Below are 16,471 nucleotides of genomic sequence, written 5' to 3'. Positions count from 1 at the left end.
TTGCAAATAATTTTGAAGCATAAGTATGTCTCTTAAGCAATGAAATTTTTTATGCTCTACACCTGATTTTATTAATAAGTTTTTATAACTTCTAAATAAGTTCTTTGCATCCGTGGGTTTCAGACAAGTCCTACAAGTGAAACCTATGTTGAGAGGACTTTACTGTGTATAATGGATAAGTTGTTGAGGTAGCAGCCATAGAAGAACGGTTATGAAATATGGAATCCAGTAATTCTGTGCTTGAAGTTAATATAAAAGATTTAAGGATTGAAGATCAGGATTTTTTGAAGGAAAAATATAAATATAGTAAAGCTGACTGGCAGATAGGTATGAAATTCAATATGACACACAGGGTGCTGTTACTAAGACAGGACACAGGCTGATTGGGAATATTGCTAATTGGGAACCTTGTGTTAGTGCAGTGAATTAATGTATGTTGTAATTTTTATAACATGATAAATTTTGGGAGGGATGAAGTGGATAAAATGTATATAGATATAAAAAATGTTATTGGGATTCCTATTGCTATTAGTGCTTTAATTATAATTGTATGTGTTATCGGTAAATTTTTCATTAAACATAAATAGCTGTCTTTAAGGAATTATTTGGAAACTAAATTGAAATTACATAGGAATTAAAATATTGCCAAAATGTAATATAATAGGTATTGTGATAATGCACCAGGGATTATAATTGATGGTAACTGTTAAATTCTCCTTTTTTGATAAACCTTTGGCTCCAGAGTTAAATGGAGTTCCGATGAGGGAAACCGTAAAATTTAATACTATATCTTGTGTGAGAGAATATAAAACTAAGCGCAACTACCATCAGATAAATTGTTACCCCAACAATTTAAACTCACAATAAGTATCCCATAATTGGGGTGCTTATTTTTGTTTTTCAAAGAATGTGGAGAGGTGTGAGGGTCAAAGATATCCTCAAGGATAAAATTGAAAAACAAAATAAGAATAAATCTAGGAGAGGCGAGCACCTCTCCTTTTATGATTATCAAAGACTTATTATGCATGATTGCTTTAGAAGGGTTAGAGTTGCTATTAAGGGGGTGAGGTGAAAAAGAAATGAAAGTATTTCATAAATTAGCAGTATATATAGAGTTTACCGTACCTTCCAGTGGGAGAATAATATCTATAACTACATATCAATCAGCATGGAATTTTCAGGATATATGGGATTTAAGGTACAGTTTTATTTACTGGTGCCCGAACTAAGGAATATAGAGAAAATAAATTCTTTAATAATAAAAATATAGTTTTAACTTTGATTGATACTGACGATTCTTCAGTAGTAGCAAGAATAACTGTAAAACCTGAAGAAAGTTTTCTACAAACTCATGTTTGCATAAAAGATTATTCAGAGAATGATGGAATATTAGAATTTGTTGAAAAAAATAAGATCGTTGTAGTTGATAATACTGCAAAAATGATTTTAATGCGTTCTGGTCAAGCAGCACTATGCTTAAGGATTGCAGATGATATATATCAAGAATATTTGAAGGTCTTAGATAGATATAAAAAAGAAAGCCTTTAATTAAAAAGGTAAAAATTTATTATTCTCAATTTATCGTGAAATGAGAGGAAAATCAAATATGGAAAATTTTTTAATAAAAAAATAAATTTTAAAATAAAATTTTAAATAAGTTTAAAAAATAAAAATGGTGGGAAATTAAAATAGAGTATCTATTTTTAATTCTCAAAATAGGAGGAAATAAAATGAAATATAGTACTGATGGTTGTATACTGGAAAAATCAAAGTTTGGAATTCAGATAAATGACAAAGAATTTGATAAATTCTTACTTGAAAAGTTTAGAAACTTAAAAAGCTTAGAGGATTATAAAAAATATCCTGCAATAATTAAAATTGAAATTGAAATTTTGGGAAATGAAGTAGTTGAAGATGCTCAAGAAATAAGTGTTCCCCAAGTATCTAAAATGGTGGACAAGAAGGAAATGGTAGTTGAGTAAATTATATGATATAGGTAGTAGATACAGGAATATTCAGGAACTTTTGGACAACCTGGAATTTCCAGATGAGGAAATAAAGAAAGCTTTTGATGGTATAGATGAGGAATTCAATATTAAAGTAGAAAATATAGCAAAACTTATTAGAAGTATGAAAGTAGATGTTGAAGGAATTAACGATGAAATTAAGAGACTTCAAGATAGAAAACGTGTTTTAGAAAATAGAGTAGAAACATTAAAGAGATATGTTTATGATCAAATGAATTCTATTGGAAAAAAGAAAATACAAGGAAAGTTATTTACACTTGCAATACAAAGAAATCCTAAACAAGTAATTGTAAAAGACTCCAAATCAATTCCAGGAAAGTATTTAGTTCCTCAAGAACCTAAGATTGATAAAAAATTAATTTTGCAAGATATAAAAATTGGTGTGGAAGTAAATGGTGTCGATATAGCACAGAATGAAAGCTTAAGAATTAGATAGGAGGAAATATTTATGGAAACCACATTAGTTAGACCTCAAAACAAAGTAATAAGTTTATTGGATAGCTTAGAAATAGGAGAAATAAGAAATACATTAGGTAAGATAGCACAGTTTCAATCAATAATTCAGAAAACTTTAAAAAGAGGACATGATTATGGAGAAATTGGAGGAGTTACAAAGCCAACCTTACTTAAGCCAGGTGCGGAAAAAATACTCATGCTCATGGGACTTACAAGTGAATATGACATAATTGAGAAAATTGAGGATTATGACAAGGGAGTATTTGCATATACCATCAAGTGCATATTAAGAAAGAATGGTCAGAAGATAACTGAAGGTGTTGGAAGCTGCAATTCTAAAGAAGATAAATATCGTTGGAGATGGGTAAAAGAAGAGGAACTTTCTATAGGATTAGATACAAGTACTTTAAAAGCTAAAACGAACAATTATGGAATTACAAAATATAAAATTGAAAATGATGATATATGCAGTCAGGCTAACACAATACTTAAAATGGCAAAGAAAAGAGCCCAGATAGATGCAACACTTACAGTAGCAAGTCTCTCAGAAATATTTACTCAGGATATTGAGGATATGACTCAGCTTCAGGAAAGAGAAAATATAGAGAATATGAAAGCTGATGAAGTAGTAAACATTCAAGTTAAGTTTGGAAAACACAAAGGTAAGACACTTGGACATATAATGTCTGAGGCTCCAGATTATATTGAATGGTTAGCTAAAAATGCCAAGGATGCTTCCATGAGAAAAGCATGTTCAATGGTTCTTAGCAGTAAAAACAGTAAACCTGATAACAATGTTCCTAATGAAGCATCAAAGGATGATATTCCAACAGTAAATGATAGTGATTTACCCTTTTGATTTTGAAATTGATGAAGAATATAGACAGATGGAACTTGAGACTAGAAGGGATATTTTGATTTGTACTAGATAAGTGTAATGATTGAAAAATTTTAAAGTAGAGTGCCGGTGCCGTTCTGGCATCCTGCTTTAAAATTTTAATATAGAGGAGAAATTATGAAAGAGACTTATTATTTCTTGCATGACTATAATGCCAGAAATGATCCCAAAATACCTGCAATGATAAGTAAGTATGGAGCAGAGGGTTATGGATACCTAGCATTTATAAGAATTACTTTTATTTATCGGATAATAATTGAGTCCCTGAGCCAATATTTTCCAACTTATTTTCTTTTATAAGAGTAACGAAGGCTTGTTCAGGAATATTAAGAATTTTACTTGCGGAAGTTACAAGTTCGCTTACAAGCTGCTCTTTTTGTTCTTTTGTAATTTTAGGACCTTCAATTTTTATAAGTGGCATAGAATCACTCCTTAAATATAATTTATAAGAATATTATATAGATTTGAACAACTAAAGTAAAATTATTATGTGCAAGTCAATTCGTAAATTAAATAAAAAAGGCCAGGGGTGAAATCCTGGCATAGCAATAGTTAAAGATTACTATAATTATTTAAACACTGGGGATTCATCATCCCCAGTATAAAGGTAACTACCAATATACTTCAGCATAATATTTTAGTTTATGTAAACATTAAATATTAATATATTCAATATATTAATAACCTTATATGAAATAGGATGTACAGAAATCAGGTATATTATGCTGGAAGTTTTATGTATTATATAAAATAAAAAAGACCATGAGGAAAAATCCTGGTAATGCATAAAAACAAATATGGGGGAAAACATTTATAGTATGTTCGGAATTACAATTATTATACATGACAGGAAGTGAAATTATGAAAGTTTTGACTATAATACAATCTTGGGATTCACTCATAACCTTAGGAGATAAACATATAGAAACTAGGTTATGGAGAACAAAATATCGCGGATCTTTGCTTATTCATGCAGGCAAAACATAGATAAATAGGCTTTGAAGAATCCAATTATTAAAGAATCACTTAAAAGTATAAATATAAATGAAATTCCAGTGGGAATGATTATTGCTAAGTGCAATTAGTAGATTGCATTAAGAATTTAAGAATTGAGGATTATGGGATCTTGGAGGAAAAATACAAACATGGAAAAGCAGGCTAGCAGGTAGGAATGAAGCTTGGAATAAGTCAGCAAGCTGCTACAGGGAGAAAAGAGAAATTATTAAAAATATATCTAATCGGGAAGAATGGATACAGGCTAGTAAAATATAGACTCAGTTTTATGGTTTTATTGTTATTTGAAAGAAAATTAAATTATTCTTGTAATTGCAAACAGCTATTTAGAAGTTAGATTTTCACTGTTTGCAAAATAAAAAAGGAAGCATATAAATCAAATATTTTGGTTTAGTGCTACCTTTAATATACTATTTTTATTCAATAGTGAAAAACAGCGTTTTTAAAAGAGTATGTGTTTTACCACCTTGAACAATCTGTCCTACATAATACTGTAGATTTGAAACTGTATATATACATATGAAAACTATGCTGACAACTTGCATAGTCCGTAATACTTTATATATTCTCCTATTTTTATCCTGTGATTTTCTAAACCATTTCATACTAATTAATATATTCAGTAGTATAGCTGAGACTACTACAATATTGCTTACTATATCCCATATACTTTTCATGAAAATATCACTTCCTCAAATTATATATCTTTTTGAACCACATGATTGATTTTATCTTCTTTTGAGTATTTCTTATTTTTTTCTTTTAAGAACGTTTTTATAGGATGCATGTCCAAATAAAGTGCATCTTTTTTAGGGCATCCTCTATCCCCGATACACTGAAAACAGGAGATACAGTATCTATCATATACTGTTTCCATCTTTGTTATGGGTACATTCATAGGGCATACATTTTCGCATTTGTGACAGTTTACGCAAATGTTAGGATTTCTTCTCAATTTAAAAATTTTTGCAAAGCTTAGTGCTCCTGCTTCTACAGATCCATGGCAAAGGTATTTACAATAAGGCCTGTTTATAAGAAGAGATAAAATTGTAAATATGAAGAGAGAAATTATTACAGATACAGTAACAATTTTTCTTGAAAATATTATGTTTACAAGCGCATCTGTATTTGGCCCACCTAAGTTTGCAACTATTTTTGATGTAAAAAATGATTCAGCAAAAAAGGCATAGGCAATCATTACCACATAGCGAAAGCAGCTCAGAACATTATCCACCTTTTTAGGGATAAAAGTGTCAAATTTATGTTTGAAAATTTTTTTACCAAGCATTCCTATCCATTCCTGATAAGTTCCCCAAGTACAAAAAAAGCCGCAGTATATTCTCCCCAAAAACATGGATAATAATGAAATCAGAATCCAAATAGCAACTCCATATTCAAACTTAAATATCAGACAACTAAAGAAGGCAATTTGAAGTATAATACGAGAATATTTTCTAATTAAATCGGTTAAGTTAATTGACATTGATTTCAAAGCAATTCTCCTTTAATAAAAATAGTGATAATGAGTATCATTATCACTAACACAACACAGTATATCAAAAGTGGCTTTTTATGTCAATATTAATCAATATGTAACTTCAATTCGTAATTTGAATATAAAGATCCAATCCAGTTTTTATATTCCAAAAACAAAGAAATTATAAGGAAAAAACCAGGGGGTAAAATCCCTGGTTAAGTATAAGAACAATATGAAAAGTATTTATAGTATGTGCGGAAATTTAATTTATTATGGATGACAGGAGTTGATGATATGATTATAACAGTGGAATTAACTCAACAAGAATTAGAAGAATATTTGAATGCGATATAATAGTAGAATATTTCTAGCGCTATTCTATAATATAACCAAAGAGGTTTGTAAGTCCGTTTGAGAAATATAGGGCCAGGATAATAGATTAAGGGATATTAATTTGCAGTTAATATGCTCTTAACAGTGTAAAGTTAAAATAGTAACTGAAGCTGAATATAGATACCATTACCACAATAATTCACTATAACAAAAGTAAGCATTTTGAGTCAACCACTCAGATGCTTACTTTTGTTTGTATAAAAGAAATAATTTCAATATTATTTTATGCATAAATTTGGCCATTACAGGGTAAAATAAAAATATATTGCTATGGTTATTTATAAAGAGTAAAATCAAAATAAACGAAATACGGATAAGAACTTATAATAGGTTATTTTTTAACAATAATTAATAGTAAATGCTTTTTATGAAAATAAATTACACATATAATGGTATATGTCCTAAGTAAACATACTTTGAGGAAAAGATAAGCATTTTATTAGATATCGAATGTTTATTTTTTTATTAATAAAATGTTATATTTTGTTACAAATAATTAATAAATATGACATTAAGTTGTAATAAAAACCATATAGAATAATAAGTGTTCTAAGGAATACCTCAGGAAAAAGGAAAGTAATGGTTTTGCATATATGAAGAAAAGTAATGGTAATTACCAAACTGGTGCCTGTGGTTGCAGGGTACATTAAACTTAAGTGCAACTGCCACTAGATAAATTGTTGTTCCCCCAACAATATATTAAAAAAAACATCCTTTAATTAGGGTGTTTTTTTAAAGAAGTTTTAAGGATAGTTATATAGTATGATAATCGCAAAAGCAAAATAAATTTAAATGATAATTTCTCTATTATATAGCAAAATAAATAAAATCAACAGGAAATAATCATTTTTTGTCGAATAATATCGATACAAGTTAAAATCTATTTTGGAGGAGAATTATTATGTTAAAAAAAGGGATCTTAGAAGCCTACTTACACGTTATGCCAAAACTTAAAGATATATTGCGTGAGGATATAGCAGTAGCCATTGCAGATACTACAACATTTTTATCCTATAGACCAGGAGATGCTCTAGATGTAAAAATAAATATAGGCAGTAGCGTACCAACTGATATCATGTTATATAAAACACTTAAAGATGGTAAATCATATAGTGAAATAGTTTCTAAAGAGATATTTGGAATCTCGTTTAAAGAAATTACATATCCAATTAAGGATTCCAATGGAAATGTTATAGGTGGTATTGGTATAGGAAAAAGTCTAGATGAACAATTTAAAGTTGAGGAATCAGCAGACACCTTATTTTCTTCTCTTGAAGAGACTAGTGCGAGTATTGAAGAGATTAATGCAGGAGCAGAAAAGTTGCTTAACATGATAGATAATCTGGCGGAAATTACACAACAAACAGAAAAAGAGATATCAGAAAGCAATGAAATAATAAGTATGATAGGGAATATTGCTTCACAATCAAATTTATTGGGGCTTAATGCAGCTATAGAGGCAGCTAGAGCAGGCGAGCAAGGCAAGGGCTTTACAGTTGTTGCAAATGAAATGAGAAAGTTGGCTAAATCAAGTAGTAAATCATCAAAGAAAATTTCAGAAATATTATTAGAAATGAATAAAAATATCAAAAATATTTTTAATATAGTAAATCAAGTTCAATCTGTTTCAGAAAGTCAATCAGCTGCAACTGAAGAAATAACTGCTACATTGGAACAAATAACTCAAAGTGCCCAAACTATGTCTGATATTGCAAAGGTAAAATAAAGTTACTGTTTCATGTTGATTTTAGTATTGTTTATTCAACAGCATAATTAAAAAATAATAATTCTTTACAACAACGTATTATTTAGATGAATTTTTACAGCAATTTTATATTTCAAATAAAAAAGCCGGGGGTGAAATCCTGGCACAGCAATGGTTATAGGAGAACTACAATTATTTAAACACTGGGGGATTCATCATCCATAGTATAAAGTTATCGGTCTTCCATGATAATAAGGAATATAGGGATACTCTTTTTAATTTATTTTTATAAGTGCACAGCCAATAGAACTGACAAATCCTACTTTAATGTGTATTTAATATTACGATACTTTTCTATGGATGATATTGGTTTAGAGTAGTTAAAAAGTATGTTTTATATCAATTTATATCTTAGATTGGGTTTTGTTCTAAATGCTGGCGTAACCCCTATAAGCGCCGTAAATATTAGCACTTGTTACTAAATCACATGTATTAAGTGCAGGTACTACAGGAATTGAATATGTCTTATTAATATTCAGTGGTTCATCAGTAGAATTGATATATTCATCTGAAACATAATATTTATCAATAGTACCATTATCTCTCGTTACAACTAATTCTATTATTACTACAAATATAGAATGTTGTTCAATTGTTCCAGTTGCTATGACTTCGGTTAAACTAGGATTTGGAGAAATAATAGGATTACAACTATTAACTATTTGTACTGATAGATGAAAATCATGACTGCAATGTGATTTGCTATTTTTAGCGTATTCGGTACTATTATGTTCATAAGCAATAGTTATAAAAGGAACTATATGTTGTTTTTTTGCTAATGCTGAGCCAAAGCTTGCTATATAGTTGTTCCATATATTAGAAATCATTATACCCTTGTTTGATGAAATATTTTTAATCCATGAAGAAACTATATGAGTTATATCTATAGCAATTGTTGATTTTGATATCATTGGATAAAACTTGGTTCCACTAAATTTATCCGTTGATGGAATTCTAAAATAAGTAGTGTATAAGCTGAAATGGTCGTATATTGGATATAGTATAAACTCAGCGCTCTTATCATCGTAAAAACAATCACATTTAAAGAGTGTTAATTCCGCCTTGGTTACTATAATATTATTTGGTAATGAAGAAATATTGAAATAAAGTAAACTATGATACTCAAATTCGCCATCACATCCTACGATCATTTTGCAGTCTTGAATATTCCCATTTGGAATTTTATCAGTCAATGTTAGACTTTTACTTGCTGGAATCATAAAAGTATCCAAGGATATCACCTCCAATTTAAAATGATAAAATAGATGACCAATAACATTTTCATGCTTTGGTCATCTATATATTTATATTATGACTGAACTATTTGAGCTTTTAATGACCCATAACTCGTTAATGTTACAGTTTCATCTGTTTCTAATTTTGGAACAATTGCAAGGTTAAGAGTATCATTAACAGCTAATGGGGTTGTACCTGTTGAATTGTCATAAACAACAGACATAGAGAAATACTCATGACTAGCGTCAGCTCTAAGAACATCTAATTGAACTGCTTCAACGAAACTAGCTCCTACGGGTACAGTCCCTGTTATTGTAACTAATTGTCCAGAAGCAGTTTGTGGTGTATCAAAATCTACTGGTAATGCAGCCATATATTATTCACTTCCTTAATTTATTTAGTATAGATATAAACTTCTGTCTAATAAATATAGTATTTAAAATTCGTGAAATTGTTACTAATAGAATTAATACCAGCAATGTGTAAATAAGCTGACAACACATTACCAGCAAGGGTTTATTGGTGACTGCCTAAATATTTTACTTAGATTATATTAGTTGGCATGAACATTAAGAACAATTCTATCGTTAATACCACTTGATGGTGTAAATTGTTTACAAATAGTTAACCAATACAACACTAAGATGTAACAAATACCATATATAATAATAACTGTCCTAAGGAAATACCTTAGAGACAATGAAAATAATGATTTTACATATATGAAGAAAAGTAATGGTAATTATCAAACTGGTGCCTGTGGTTACAGGGTACATAAACTTAAGTGCAACTTGCCACTACATACTAAATAAACATGTTGAAAAATAAGCATACTTTATTAAGGACGCTTATTTTTGCTATCGTCCAAAAGAAAACTTTAAGAGATAAATTAGAAAAAATATGTACAGAAGATAAAAATGTTATAGTGAAATAGTAGAAAATGATAACCAAACTGTATTAATACAGATCTATCTTTCGTATAATAGTATCATGAATGTTATCAAGTGTAAATATTTTTATTTGATAATTTTATATATTGCTTAAATCCAAGAAATGCAAGACACAGTACTATTCAAAAGAATTTTACGGTGTCTTGCATTTTAAAAATTGGAAGTTTAGGAATAAAACCCTAACATAATAATGGTTAATATGAGCAATAATCTTATAAATCAAAATTACTAATAAAGTATTTTTAAGCACTGGGGATTCGTCATCCCCAGTATAAAGGTATATATCAACATATTTAAGCATGATATTTTAGCTTATGTAAATATCAAATATTAATAAATTGATAACCTTATATAATTATAATGTGCATAATCAAAGTTATTATACTGGAAGTTTAAGGAGTAATAATTTAGTTAAAAATATAGTTTCAAGAGTGTGTTTATGCTTTATATTTAATATATTAGGAACACATTACTATAATTTTATAAGGATTAGTCTGGGCTGGGATACTTCTTGTAGTAGGACCGTAAGTAACTATTAGATTACGATTATTAGGACTTTTAGTAAATAGCTGTCCATTTTCAAGCAATATTTGGGTATTGGATGAGATATTTAATTTTAATGTATTATCAGTATTTATCAATTCATTATTGAAATAGTCTACTTTTACATTTCTATATGGTGTATCTCTTGCTATTACAATTGCTCTAAATCGTGGTGGAAAAATTAATGGTACGGCTGCATTAGCATTATAGAATCCAATTATAATATCACCTATTTGTATAATCTCATGATCTACAAAGTAAGTAGATGGTGATATTACAAAATTAACTACATTTCTATTTGAGTCTTGTACAGACATTAATTTATAACATCCATCTGATTTACCTGTTTCATCTATTAAAAAATCATCAATCTTAATAACAATGCCATAAAAGCTTTGAAATTTTTTCATATTATGCCTCACTATAATTATTTAATATAGCTTATGCAGAACTAATGATTTCAGTTACTGTATTTACTTATAATTGGATGCAAGTCTTTTAATTGTAATAAAATGGGCAAGAAGTAAATCAATTATTACAATGTAATTAAGATATTAGAATAAGAGACAAATAATTGAAAAGTTTATTAAAATGTATTTCCGGATTTAGATTTAGTAAAAAAGTTAAAATTATGATTGTATCAGTATTGATTATATGTATAGGGGCAATGAATGTACCTAAGTAATACTCAGTTGTTTTAATAATTTCTTATAAAAATCAACACGCTTTTTGGTTTTTAAAAGTAAAAATGTACAAATAAGCATCCGTAACTTTGAACCGACCTCTGTCAAGTAGACAGTTTAAATAATTAAAAATATATAAGTTGATGCTCCCACATTGCTGGTCGCATTTCTTATGCACTTTGTTTCTTTGCTTCCAATTCTGCCTTATAGGCTTGTATTCGTTTATTTTCTGGAATGGGATACTGGATTGGATGTTCACTTTGCAATGCAGCATTTCTTACTTCGATAGGAGTTAAATTGTTGAAACGCTCCTGATTGGTGCTGCCTTTTTAATCCATAATTTTATTGTTGATTTAGATGCGCCATATTCGCTGTTTAATTCACTCAGGGTTTTACCTGAATTATAAAGCTCAACTATTGTATTTTTGAAATCTTCAGTATATCTCTTAGATCTATTTGACACTGTGCAGACACTCCCTTTCTTTTATTTTATATCGTTCGAATTTTTGTGTCCACATTTTTATACTAGCGCCAATAATAACTTAATAGCATGCTTGAAAAAATAGGTGTTATAACATGTGTATATGGGTTATACTATAAGTAAGAGGTGATTTGTTTGGGACGTAAAAATAATAAGGGAAAAAAAATAGAACTAACTGACTTTAGTTATTTACTTAGTAAGGCCAATGATAAAAATGTTAATGATGAAATTGAGAAAAATGATACTGAGAAGGAAGATTAACTACCTTCTTTTTTATAACTAAAGAATAATTTGGACCCAATCATTATATGATTATTTTTGATGGATATATCGATATAAAATTTCAACTTTCCATATATTAGACATTTAGGTGTAATGTAATTAAGGTAAAAGAATATTAAGTATAAAAATTATATTATCATATATACTAATTTAGAGGTGGCAACTATGGCTAATAAGTATAAAGTTAAAAATAAGGAGTATGTAAAATTAGGAATAAAGAAAAATTCAAATGGAGATTTTGAGTATATAAATCCAGGTGATAAAAGTAAATCAAAATATAAAACAGTTAGAAAAGAGTCTTAATTAATTGATATGATCCCCTTAAAGTAGACATGGAAAATAACCAAAACTACTTTAAGAGGGTTTTTCTATGTCTAGAAAACCAAAATATTCTTTTGATGTAAAAGTAAAAGCATGTGAAGATTACATTAATGGTGAACGTTCTTTACAGCAGATTGCTCAGGACCTTGGTCTTAAAAGTGTTAATGGAAATATGAGATATTGGATTAGTTCTTATCGAAAGCATGGGCCTGACAGCCTTCTTTCTGCAATAAAAAATCCAGTTTACACAAAATCTTTTAAACTGAAAGTTGTAGAAGAATATATAGATGGCAGAGGATCTATATATTCTTTAGCCGGAAAGTATGGAATTAAGTCAATTGAAACACTTCATAGATGGATTTTGAGGTATAATAGCGATATGAAACTCAAGGATTACGATCCAAGATGATTTTATAATCACTGCAAAAACAAAGGAAATTGCAGAAGAAGTAAAGGATTTAGTTAGTTCTTTTCTTAAAACAAGAGGACTGACCTTATCAGATGAAAAGACAAATATTACACACATAGACAATGGTTTCGATTTTATTGGTTGGAATTTCCGAAAATTTAAAGGTAAACTAATTGTGAAACCATCAAAGGACTCTATAAAAACCATGATACAAAAATGTTCAAATGTCATCCTTAAAGAGGGAAAAGCTATAACCCAATCAGAAATAACCCGAAGATTAAACCTCATAATTAGAGGATGGACTAATTATCACAGACATGTTGTAGCAAGCCATACTTTTTCTTATATTAACAATACTATATATCTTCTACTAAAACAATGGGCAAAACACAGACCAAAAACAGTTGGTGGAGACTGAACAAATACTGGCATGAAAAGAATGGCAAGAGATGGCTATTCTCATCGGGTGAATATAGCCTGATTAATCTAAGAAGAATGGAAATAATCAGACATACTAATTTAAAAATTTCAAAGAATCCTTTTATAGATAAAGATTACTTTAAATGGTGAAGGAATGCTTGAGCCGTATGAGCGGGAAACTCTCACATACGGTTCTTAGACGAGGGAAAGGGAGTAATCCATTTTCTTTAGTCGATTATACAAACTGTGTATTTCAAAATAAACTGGAAAAACAGGGAATGACACAATCAATGTCACGTGTCAGATGTTGTATTGACAATGGTCGGTTCAAATTATACAGACTCTTTTCTTGTTTGTAGATTGTTTTACTTGAAAACTACATTATGTTATTTTTACTGATGTACCTATAGAAACAATATTGCTTAATTCAATAACTTGATTGTTGAATATCCTTATACATCCATTAGAAACGCTTTTCCCAATTGAAGAAGGATTATTTGTCCCATGAATTCCATAGTTTCCACTTGGTGTATTTAAGCCGAGCCATCTTGCCCAAAATGGACCACCTGGATTTACGACCCGATTAATTATTTTGAAATTTCCTTTAGGAGTTGGAGTGGATGGTTTTCCCACTGCCACTTTATAATTTTTGTAAATAATATTGTCTTTAAATAATGTAAGAGTATGAGTTTTTGTATTTATAATTATATTATATTCAGCTCTGTAACAGTAAATATGTGGATATAAATAAAATAATATTTAACATGCCACCTAAATATAGTTATATGTACATAATATTCACAATTGAAACAATGTGTTAAAAATATACTGTTGTACAAATGTCAAGTATTATATTGTCATAAAGTGGACAAGATATGAACAATTTGTTACAATATGGACTGAATATATTAATGGGGAGGAATATTAAATGATAGAAAGAAGTTTTATAAACAAGTTCTTGATATCATCTGTTATAATAATTTTATTATTCACATTTATCGGATGCTCAGATTCTTCTACAGTTAATAGCCAAAATAAACCTAATCAGAAGACAACACAAAGTTCAGTTTCCAAAAGTGTTGCAGGTACATCACAAATTAAGGATTCAGGTAATTCAGTTACAACATCACCAATAAAACTCCAAAAAGCTAAAGTAACCCATCATACGGATGGGGATACTATTGGCGTGATGTTGGAAAATGGCCAGTATGAAAAAGTCAGATTTATAGGAGTCAATACTCCAGAATCTACTACAAAACATGAGCAATATGGAGAGCAGGCCAGCAATTATACAAAATCACAGTTATATGGAAAAACTATATATCTTGAAAGTGATGCAGGAACTACGGACAAGTATGGAAGGCTATTGAGATATATATGGATTTCACCACCTACAGCAATAAATGAAAGTGAAATTAGATCTAAAATGTTTAATGCTATTCTTGCTTCAAATGGATATGCAGAACAAATGACAATTCAGCCAAATATAAAATATGCAGATTATTTTAGAAAGTTTTGTGGTGAAGCTAGAGAAAATAAAAGAGGATTATGGGGTGTAAATCCTAATGGAACCACGAAGGGAGATGGAATAAGTTCTCCATCGAGCTCAAGTAGTAGCAATTACCAAAGTACATCTCCCAGTAATTCTGAAAGCTATACACCTAGGTCAGATTCAAGCAGTGGCAGTTCGAACAACTCAGTTAGTGAAAACGGCGGTATATTAAGTTCTTCCGGAAATGGAAAAATAAAAGGAAATATAAATTCCAAGGGTGAAAAAGTTTATCATTTATATGGAGATCTATATTATAATAGAACTAAAGCAGAAGAATATTTTGATACCGAAGCACAGGCACAAGCGGCAGGATATAGACCAATCAAAAAATAGAAAGAAGTTCTGGATAAACTCCAGGACTTTTTAATGTGTAAAAGAACAGCAAGAATCCTGTATTGTGAGAGTAGTTTATTTCCCAAATAAATAAAAGATAATATATTGAATAAAAATATAAATAAATTGGAAAGTTAAAATCTAGGAGGGGAATAAATATGAATAGAGATTTCAAGAATATGACAATTGTTTTTGCAGGATTCTTTTTTATGTCATTATTCTACAATACATTAGCACCATTTATAACAACTATAAAAATGACTTACAATGTGTCCAATGATATTATTGCATTGCTTCCATCTATGATATTCTTTGCATCATTTATAATGAGTATATTAGGAAGTAAAATAATGTATATACTTGGACTTAAAAAATCCTTATATTTAGGATTTTCTTTTGCTATTATTTCAAGCTTTATAATTATTGTTTCAAGAAGCTTTTATTTACTCTTAATAGGATATTTTATATCTGGATTTACAGTTGGTATGGGTACTTTAATACTAAGTACCATTCTCTCTTTATTATCTAAAAAGTATCAGAAATTTAGTTTGGCCAATGCTTTTGTAGGCTTAGGTGGAATTATAAGCCTGCCAATAGATAAATTCATATTAAGCAGAGGTATACTTTTTAATTATACTTATATTATACATATAGTAATCATAGGGATATATTTTATTTATGCTGCCCAACTTAAAGGGATACAAAACGATACTGATAAAGCTTCTAACGGAAAGAGCCCATTTCAATTGATAAAGACTCCTATGATACTTCTTCTTGCCATAGCAATATTAGTCTATGAGGGAACGGAGATAGGAACGGGAAATTGGACAGGACGTTTTCTTGAAAACTTTTATGGGCTAAGTAAGTTAGAAGTTCCAAATGTCCTCATATGCTTCTGGAGCCTATTTACTATAGGTAGATTTTTTGGAGATAAAATTTTAGAAAAAGTGGGCAGATTGAAATTCGTTATTATTGCTGTAATTATGAGTATATTTGGAATCATTATTATATTATCAGGTAAAAGTATCTTTAATGCATTGATAGGTTTTGGAATAATGGGTATATCCATGTCTCTTATATATCCTGCTATCCAAGGATATATAATACGTGAAGTTGGAAAAGAAAATGTACCAGCTGCATCATCTATTATAACGGTATTTAATAATTTTGGTGCAGCATTCTTGACATATTGTGTGGGATTTTTAGACCAGCTAGTAAAAGTCAATAGAAA

At 29.3% G+C, this 16,471-nt stretch carries 24 protein-coding genes; 16 read left to right on the top strand and 8 right to left on the bottom strand.

The genetic code is table 11. From position 1 onward, the window contains the following. Positions 1 to 218: 218 nt before the first annotated feature. From J418_RS16680 to J418_RS17145, 7 genes are all read left to right on the top strand, one after another. Complete coding sequence (locus tag J418_RS16680) at positions 219 to 383, top strand: hypothetical protein (protein WP_017752431.1); 165 nt, start codon at positions 219 to 221, stop codon at positions 381 to 383. A 696-nt stretch (positions 384 to 1,079) separates the two neighbouring features. Beyond that, on the top strand, positions 1,080 to 1,229 hold the full coding sequence (locus J418_RS16675; protein ID WP_017752433.1) for a hypothetical protein: 150 nt from the start codon (positions 1,080 to 1,082) through the stop codon (positions 1,227 to 1,229). A 49-nt stretch (positions 1,230 to 1,278) separates the two neighbouring features. Next, on the top strand, positions 1,279 to 1,548 hold the full coding sequence (locus J418_RS0114690; protein ID WP_017752434.1) for a hypothetical protein: 270 nt from the start codon (positions 1,279 to 1,281) through the stop codon (positions 1,546 to 1,548). A gap of 182 nt (positions 1,549 to 1,730) precedes the next feature. Continuing rightward, complete coding sequence (locus tag J418_RS0114685; protein ID WP_017752435.1) at positions 1,731 to 1,982, top strand: hypothetical protein; 252 nt, start codon at positions 1,731 to 1,733, stop codon at positions 1,980 to 1,982. Continuing rightward, on the top strand, positions 1,975 to 2,463 hold the full coding sequence (locus tag J418_RS0114680) for a siphovirus Gp157 family protein (RefSeq protein ID WP_017895980.1): 489 nt from the start codon (positions 1,975 to 1,977) through the stop codon (positions 2,461 to 2,463). The genes J418_RS0114685 and J418_RS0114680 overlap by 8 nt, the downstream gene beginning before the upstream one ends. 12 nt (positions 2,464 to 2,475) lie before the next feature. Beyond that, positions 2,476 to 3,342 (top strand): exodeoxyribonuclease X C-terminal domain-containing protein, encoded by an 867-nt coding sequence (locus J418_RS0114675; RefSeq protein ID WP_017895979.1) that lies wholly within the window; start codon positions 2,476 to 2,478, stop codon positions 3,340 to 3,342. Between the two features lie 156 nt (positions 3,343 to 3,498). After that, positions 3,499 to 3,681 carry a Lin1244/Lin1753 domain-containing protein gene (locus J418_RS17145; protein ID WP_136711360.1) on the top strand — a complete coding sequence of 61 codons (183 nt, stop codon included), beginning with the start codon at positions 3,499 to 3,501 and terminating at the stop codon, positions 3,679 to 3,681. Here the strand turns inward: J418_RS17145 and dmpI are convergent. Beyond that, positions 3,620 to 3,802, bottom strand: a complete 183-nt coding sequence (gene dmpI / locus J418_RS0114670; RefSeq protein WP_017895978.1) for a 4-oxalocrotonate tautomerase DmpI — start codon at positions 3,800 to 3,802, stop codon at positions 3,620 to 3,622. The two genes, J418_RS17145 and dmpI, sit on opposite strands and share 62 nt — an antisense overlap. Positions 3,803 to 4,242: 440 nt before the next feature. Between dmpI and J418_RS16450 the strand changes: the two genes are divergently transcribed. Together J418_RS16450 and J418_RS0114660 are read left to right on the top strand one after the other, a co-directional pair. Continuing rightward, the gene (locus J418_RS16450) at positions 4,243 to 4,368 is read left to right on the top strand and encodes an ASCH domain-containing protein (protein ID WP_017752439.1); all 126 of its coding nucleotides are present in this window, start codon (positions 4,243 to 4,245) and stop codon (positions 4,366 to 4,368) included. A 184-nt stretch (positions 4,369 to 4,552) separates the two neighbouring features. Further along, a complete protein-coding gene (locus J418_RS0114660; RefSeq protein WP_017752440.1) occupies positions 4,553 to 4,732 on the top strand; it encodes a hypothetical protein in 180 nt (59 codons plus the stop codon). A 79-nt stretch (positions 4,733 to 4,811) separates the two neighbouring features. Here the strand turns inward: J418_RS0114660 and J418_RS0114655 are convergent, their stop codons facing one another. Both J418_RS0114655 and J418_RS0114650 read right to left on the bottom strand, forming a co-directional pair. Beyond that, positions 4,812 to 5,072, bottom strand: coding sequence for a hypothetical protein (locus J418_RS0114655; RefSeq protein ID WP_017752441.1), 261 nt, complete (start codon positions 5,070 to 5,072; stop codon positions 4,812 to 4,814). Positions 5,073 to 5,092: 20 nt separating this feature from the next. Beyond that, positions 5,093 to 5,878, bottom strand: coding sequence for a 4Fe-4S binding protein (locus J418_RS0114650; RefSeq protein WP_235807071.1), 786 nt, complete (start codon positions 5,876 to 5,878; stop codon positions 5,093 to 5,095). A gap of 1,288 nt (positions 5,879 to 7,166) precedes the next feature. Here J418_RS0114650 and J418_RS0114645 point away from each other — a divergent pair. Beyond that, positions 7,167 to 7,991 carry a methyl-accepting chemotaxis protein gene (locus J418_RS0114645; RefSeq protein ID WP_017752443.1) on the top strand — a complete coding sequence of 275 codons (825 nt, stop codon included), beginning with the start codon at positions 7,167 to 7,169 and terminating at the stop codon, positions 7,989 to 7,991. Between the two features lie 407 nt (positions 7,992 to 8,398). On the opposite strand, the gene J418_RS0114640 is transcribed toward J418_RS0114645, so the two are convergent. The 4 genes from J418_RS0114640 to J418_RS0114625 all read right to left on the bottom strand — a co-directional run bounded on the left by J418_RS0114640 (position 8,399) and on the right by J418_RS0114625 (position 11,905). Further along, positions 8,399 to 9,250, bottom strand: coding sequence for a DNRLRE domain-containing protein (locus J418_RS0114640; RefSeq protein WP_242822893.1), 852 nt, complete (start codon positions 9,248 to 9,250; stop codon positions 8,399 to 8,401). A gap of 89 nt (positions 9,251 to 9,339) precedes the next feature. Next, positions 9,340 to 9,639, bottom strand: coding sequence for a hypothetical protein (locus J418_RS0114635; RefSeq protein WP_017752445.1), 300 nt, complete (start codon positions 9,637 to 9,639; stop codon positions 9,340 to 9,342). 1,035 nt (positions 9,640 to 10,674) lie between these two features. Next, a complete protein-coding gene (locus J418_RS0114630) occupies positions 10,675 to 11,169 on the bottom strand; it encodes a hypothetical protein (RefSeq protein WP_017752446.1) in 495 nt (164 codons plus the stop codon). A 565-nt stretch (positions 11,170 to 11,734) separates the two neighbouring features. Beyond that, complete coding sequence (locus J418_RS0114625; protein WP_017752447.1) at positions 11,735 to 11,905, bottom strand: transposase; 171 nt, start codon at positions 11,903 to 11,905, stop codon at positions 11,735 to 11,737. A gap of 153 nt (positions 11,906 to 12,058) precedes the next feature. Here J418_RS0114625 and J418_RS16980 point away from each other — a divergent pair, with 153 nt between their 5' ends. The 4 genes from J418_RS16980 to J418_RS16905 all read left to right on the top strand — a co-directional run bounded on the left by J418_RS16980 (position 12,059) and on the right by J418_RS16905 (position 13,353). Then, complete coding sequence (locus tag J418_RS16980; RefSeq protein ID WP_017752448.1) at positions 12,059 to 12,184, top strand: hypothetical protein; 126 nt, start codon at positions 12,059 to 12,061, stop codon at positions 12,182 to 12,184. A 186-nt stretch (positions 12,185 to 12,370) separates the two neighbouring features. Then, positions 12,371 to 12,508, top strand: coding sequence for a hypothetical protein (locus tag J418_RS16445; RefSeq protein WP_017752449.1), 138 nt, complete (start codon positions 12,371 to 12,373; stop codon positions 12,506 to 12,508). A gap of 67 nt (positions 12,509 to 12,575) precedes the next feature. Then, complete coding sequence (locus tag J418_RS15770) at positions 12,576 to 12,935, top strand: helix-turn-helix domain-containing protein (RefSeq protein WP_017752450.1); 360 nt, start codon at positions 12,576 to 12,578, stop codon at positions 12,933 to 12,935. Positions 12,936 to 13,140: 205 nt separating this feature from the next. Continuing rightward, positions 13,141 to 13,353: a group II intron maturase-specific domain-containing protein gene (locus J418_RS16905; protein WP_235807070.1), complete on the top strand. Its 213-nt coding sequence runs from the start codon at positions 13,141 to 13,143 to the stop codon at positions 13,351 to 13,353. A gap of 383 nt (positions 13,354 to 13,736) precedes the next feature. Here the strand turns inward: J418_RS16905 and J418_RS0114600 are convergent, their stop codons facing one another. Then, complete coding sequence (locus tag J418_RS0114600) at positions 13,737 to 14,114, bottom strand: L,D-transpeptidase (RefSeq protein ID WP_026142672.1); 378 nt, start codon at positions 14,112 to 14,114, stop codon at positions 13,737 to 13,739. Between the two features lie 169 nt (positions 14,115 to 14,283). Between J418_RS0114600 and J418_RS0114595 the strand changes: the two genes are divergently transcribed. Together J418_RS0114595 and J418_RS0114590 are read left to right on the top strand one after the other, a co-directional pair. Then, the gene (locus J418_RS0114595) at positions 14,284 to 15,240 is read left to right on the top strand and encodes a thermonuclease family protein (RefSeq protein WP_017750918.1); all 957 of its coding nucleotides are present in this window, start codon (positions 14,284 to 14,286) and stop codon (positions 15,238 to 15,240) included. A gap of 158 nt (positions 15,241 to 15,398) precedes the next feature. Then, positions 15,399 to 16,471: MFS transporter (locus tag J418_RS0114590; RefSeq protein ID WP_017895974.1), on the top strand; the 1,073-nt coding region annotated here is incomplete at its 3' end.

Origin of the sequence: Clostridium tyrobutyricum DSM 2637 = ATCC 25755 = JCM 11008, from assembly GCF_000359585.1 — a bacterium.
Taxonomy (GTDB): domain Bacteria; phylum Bacillota; class Clostridia; order Clostridiales; family Clostridiaceae; genus Clostridium_B; species Clostridium_B tyrobutyricum.
Note: the sequence above shows the minus strand (reverse complement) of the source record. Positions and strands in the feature narration are given on the sequence as shown.

Bases quoted from the DNA above. Each gene is read 5' to 3' on its own strand.
- dmpI (WP_017895978.1), bottom strand. From the start codon at position 3,802: ATGCCACTTATAAAAATTGAAGGTCCTAAAATTACAAAAGAACAAAAA.
- J418_RS0114660 (WP_017752440.1), top strand. From the start codon at position 4,553: ATGAAGCTTGGAATAAGTCAGCAAGCTGCTACAGGGAGAAAAGAGAAA.
- J418_RS0114645 (WP_017752443.1), top strand. From the start codon at position 7,167: ATGTTAAAAAAAGGGATCTTAGAAGCCTACTTACACGTTATGCCAAAA.
- J418_RS16680 (WP_017752431.1), top strand. From the start codon at position 219: ATGGAATCCAGTAATTCTGTGCTTGAAGTTAATATAAAAGATTTAAGG.
- J418_RS0114685 (WP_017752435.1), top strand. From the start codon at position 1,731: ATGAAATATAGTACTGATGGTTGTATACTGGAAAAATCAAAGTTTGGA.
- J418_RS17145 (WP_136711360.1), top strand. From the start codon at position 3,499: ATGAAAGAGACTTATTATTTCTTGCATGACTATAATGCCAGAAATGAT.
- J418_RS0114655 (WP_017752441.1), bottom strand. From the start codon at position 5,072: ATGAAAAGTATATGGGATATAGTAAGCAATATTGTAGTAGTCTCAGCT.
- J418_RS0114650 (WP_235807071.1), bottom strand. From the start codon at position 5,878: ATGTCAATTAACTTAACCGATTTAATTAGAAAATATTCTCGTATTATA.
- J418_RS16675 (WP_017752433.1), top strand. From the start codon at position 1,080: ATGAAAGTATTTCATAAATTAGCAGTATATATAGAGTTTACCGTACCT.
- J418_RS0114635 (WP_017752445.1), bottom strand. From the start codon at position 9,639: ATGGCTGCATTACCAGTAGATTTTGATACACCACAAACTGCTTCTGGA.
- J418_RS15770 (WP_017752450.1), top strand. From the start codon at position 12,576: ATGTCTAGAAAACCAAAATATTCTTTTGATGTAAAAGTAAAAGCATGT.
- J418_RS0114675 (WP_017895979.1), top strand. From the start codon at position 2,476: ATGGAAACCACATTAGTTAGACCTCAAAACAAAGTAATAAGTTTATTG.
- J418_RS0114630 (WP_017752446.1), bottom strand. From the start codon at position 11,169: ATGAAAAAATTTCAAAGCTTTTATGGCATTGTTATTAAGATTGATGAT.
- J418_RS16450 (WP_017752439.1), top strand. From the start codon at position 4,243: ATGAAAGTTTTGACTATAATACAATCTTGGGATTCACTCATAACCTTA.
- J418_RS0114640 (WP_242822893.1), bottom strand. From the start codon at position 9,250: ATGATTCCAGCAAGTAAAAGTCTAACATTGACTGATAAAATTCCAAAT.
- J418_RS16445 (WP_017752449.1), top strand. From the start codon at position 12,371: ATGGCTAATAAGTATAAAGTTAAAAATAAGGAGTATGTAAAATTAGGA.
- J418_RS0114595 (WP_017750918.1), top strand. From the start codon at position 14,284: ATGATAGAAAGAAGTTTTATAAACAAGTTCTTGATATCATCTGTTATA.
- J418_RS16905 (WP_235807070.1), top strand. From the start codon at position 13,141: ATGATACAAAAATGTTCAAATGTCATCCTTAAAGAGGGAAAAGCTATA.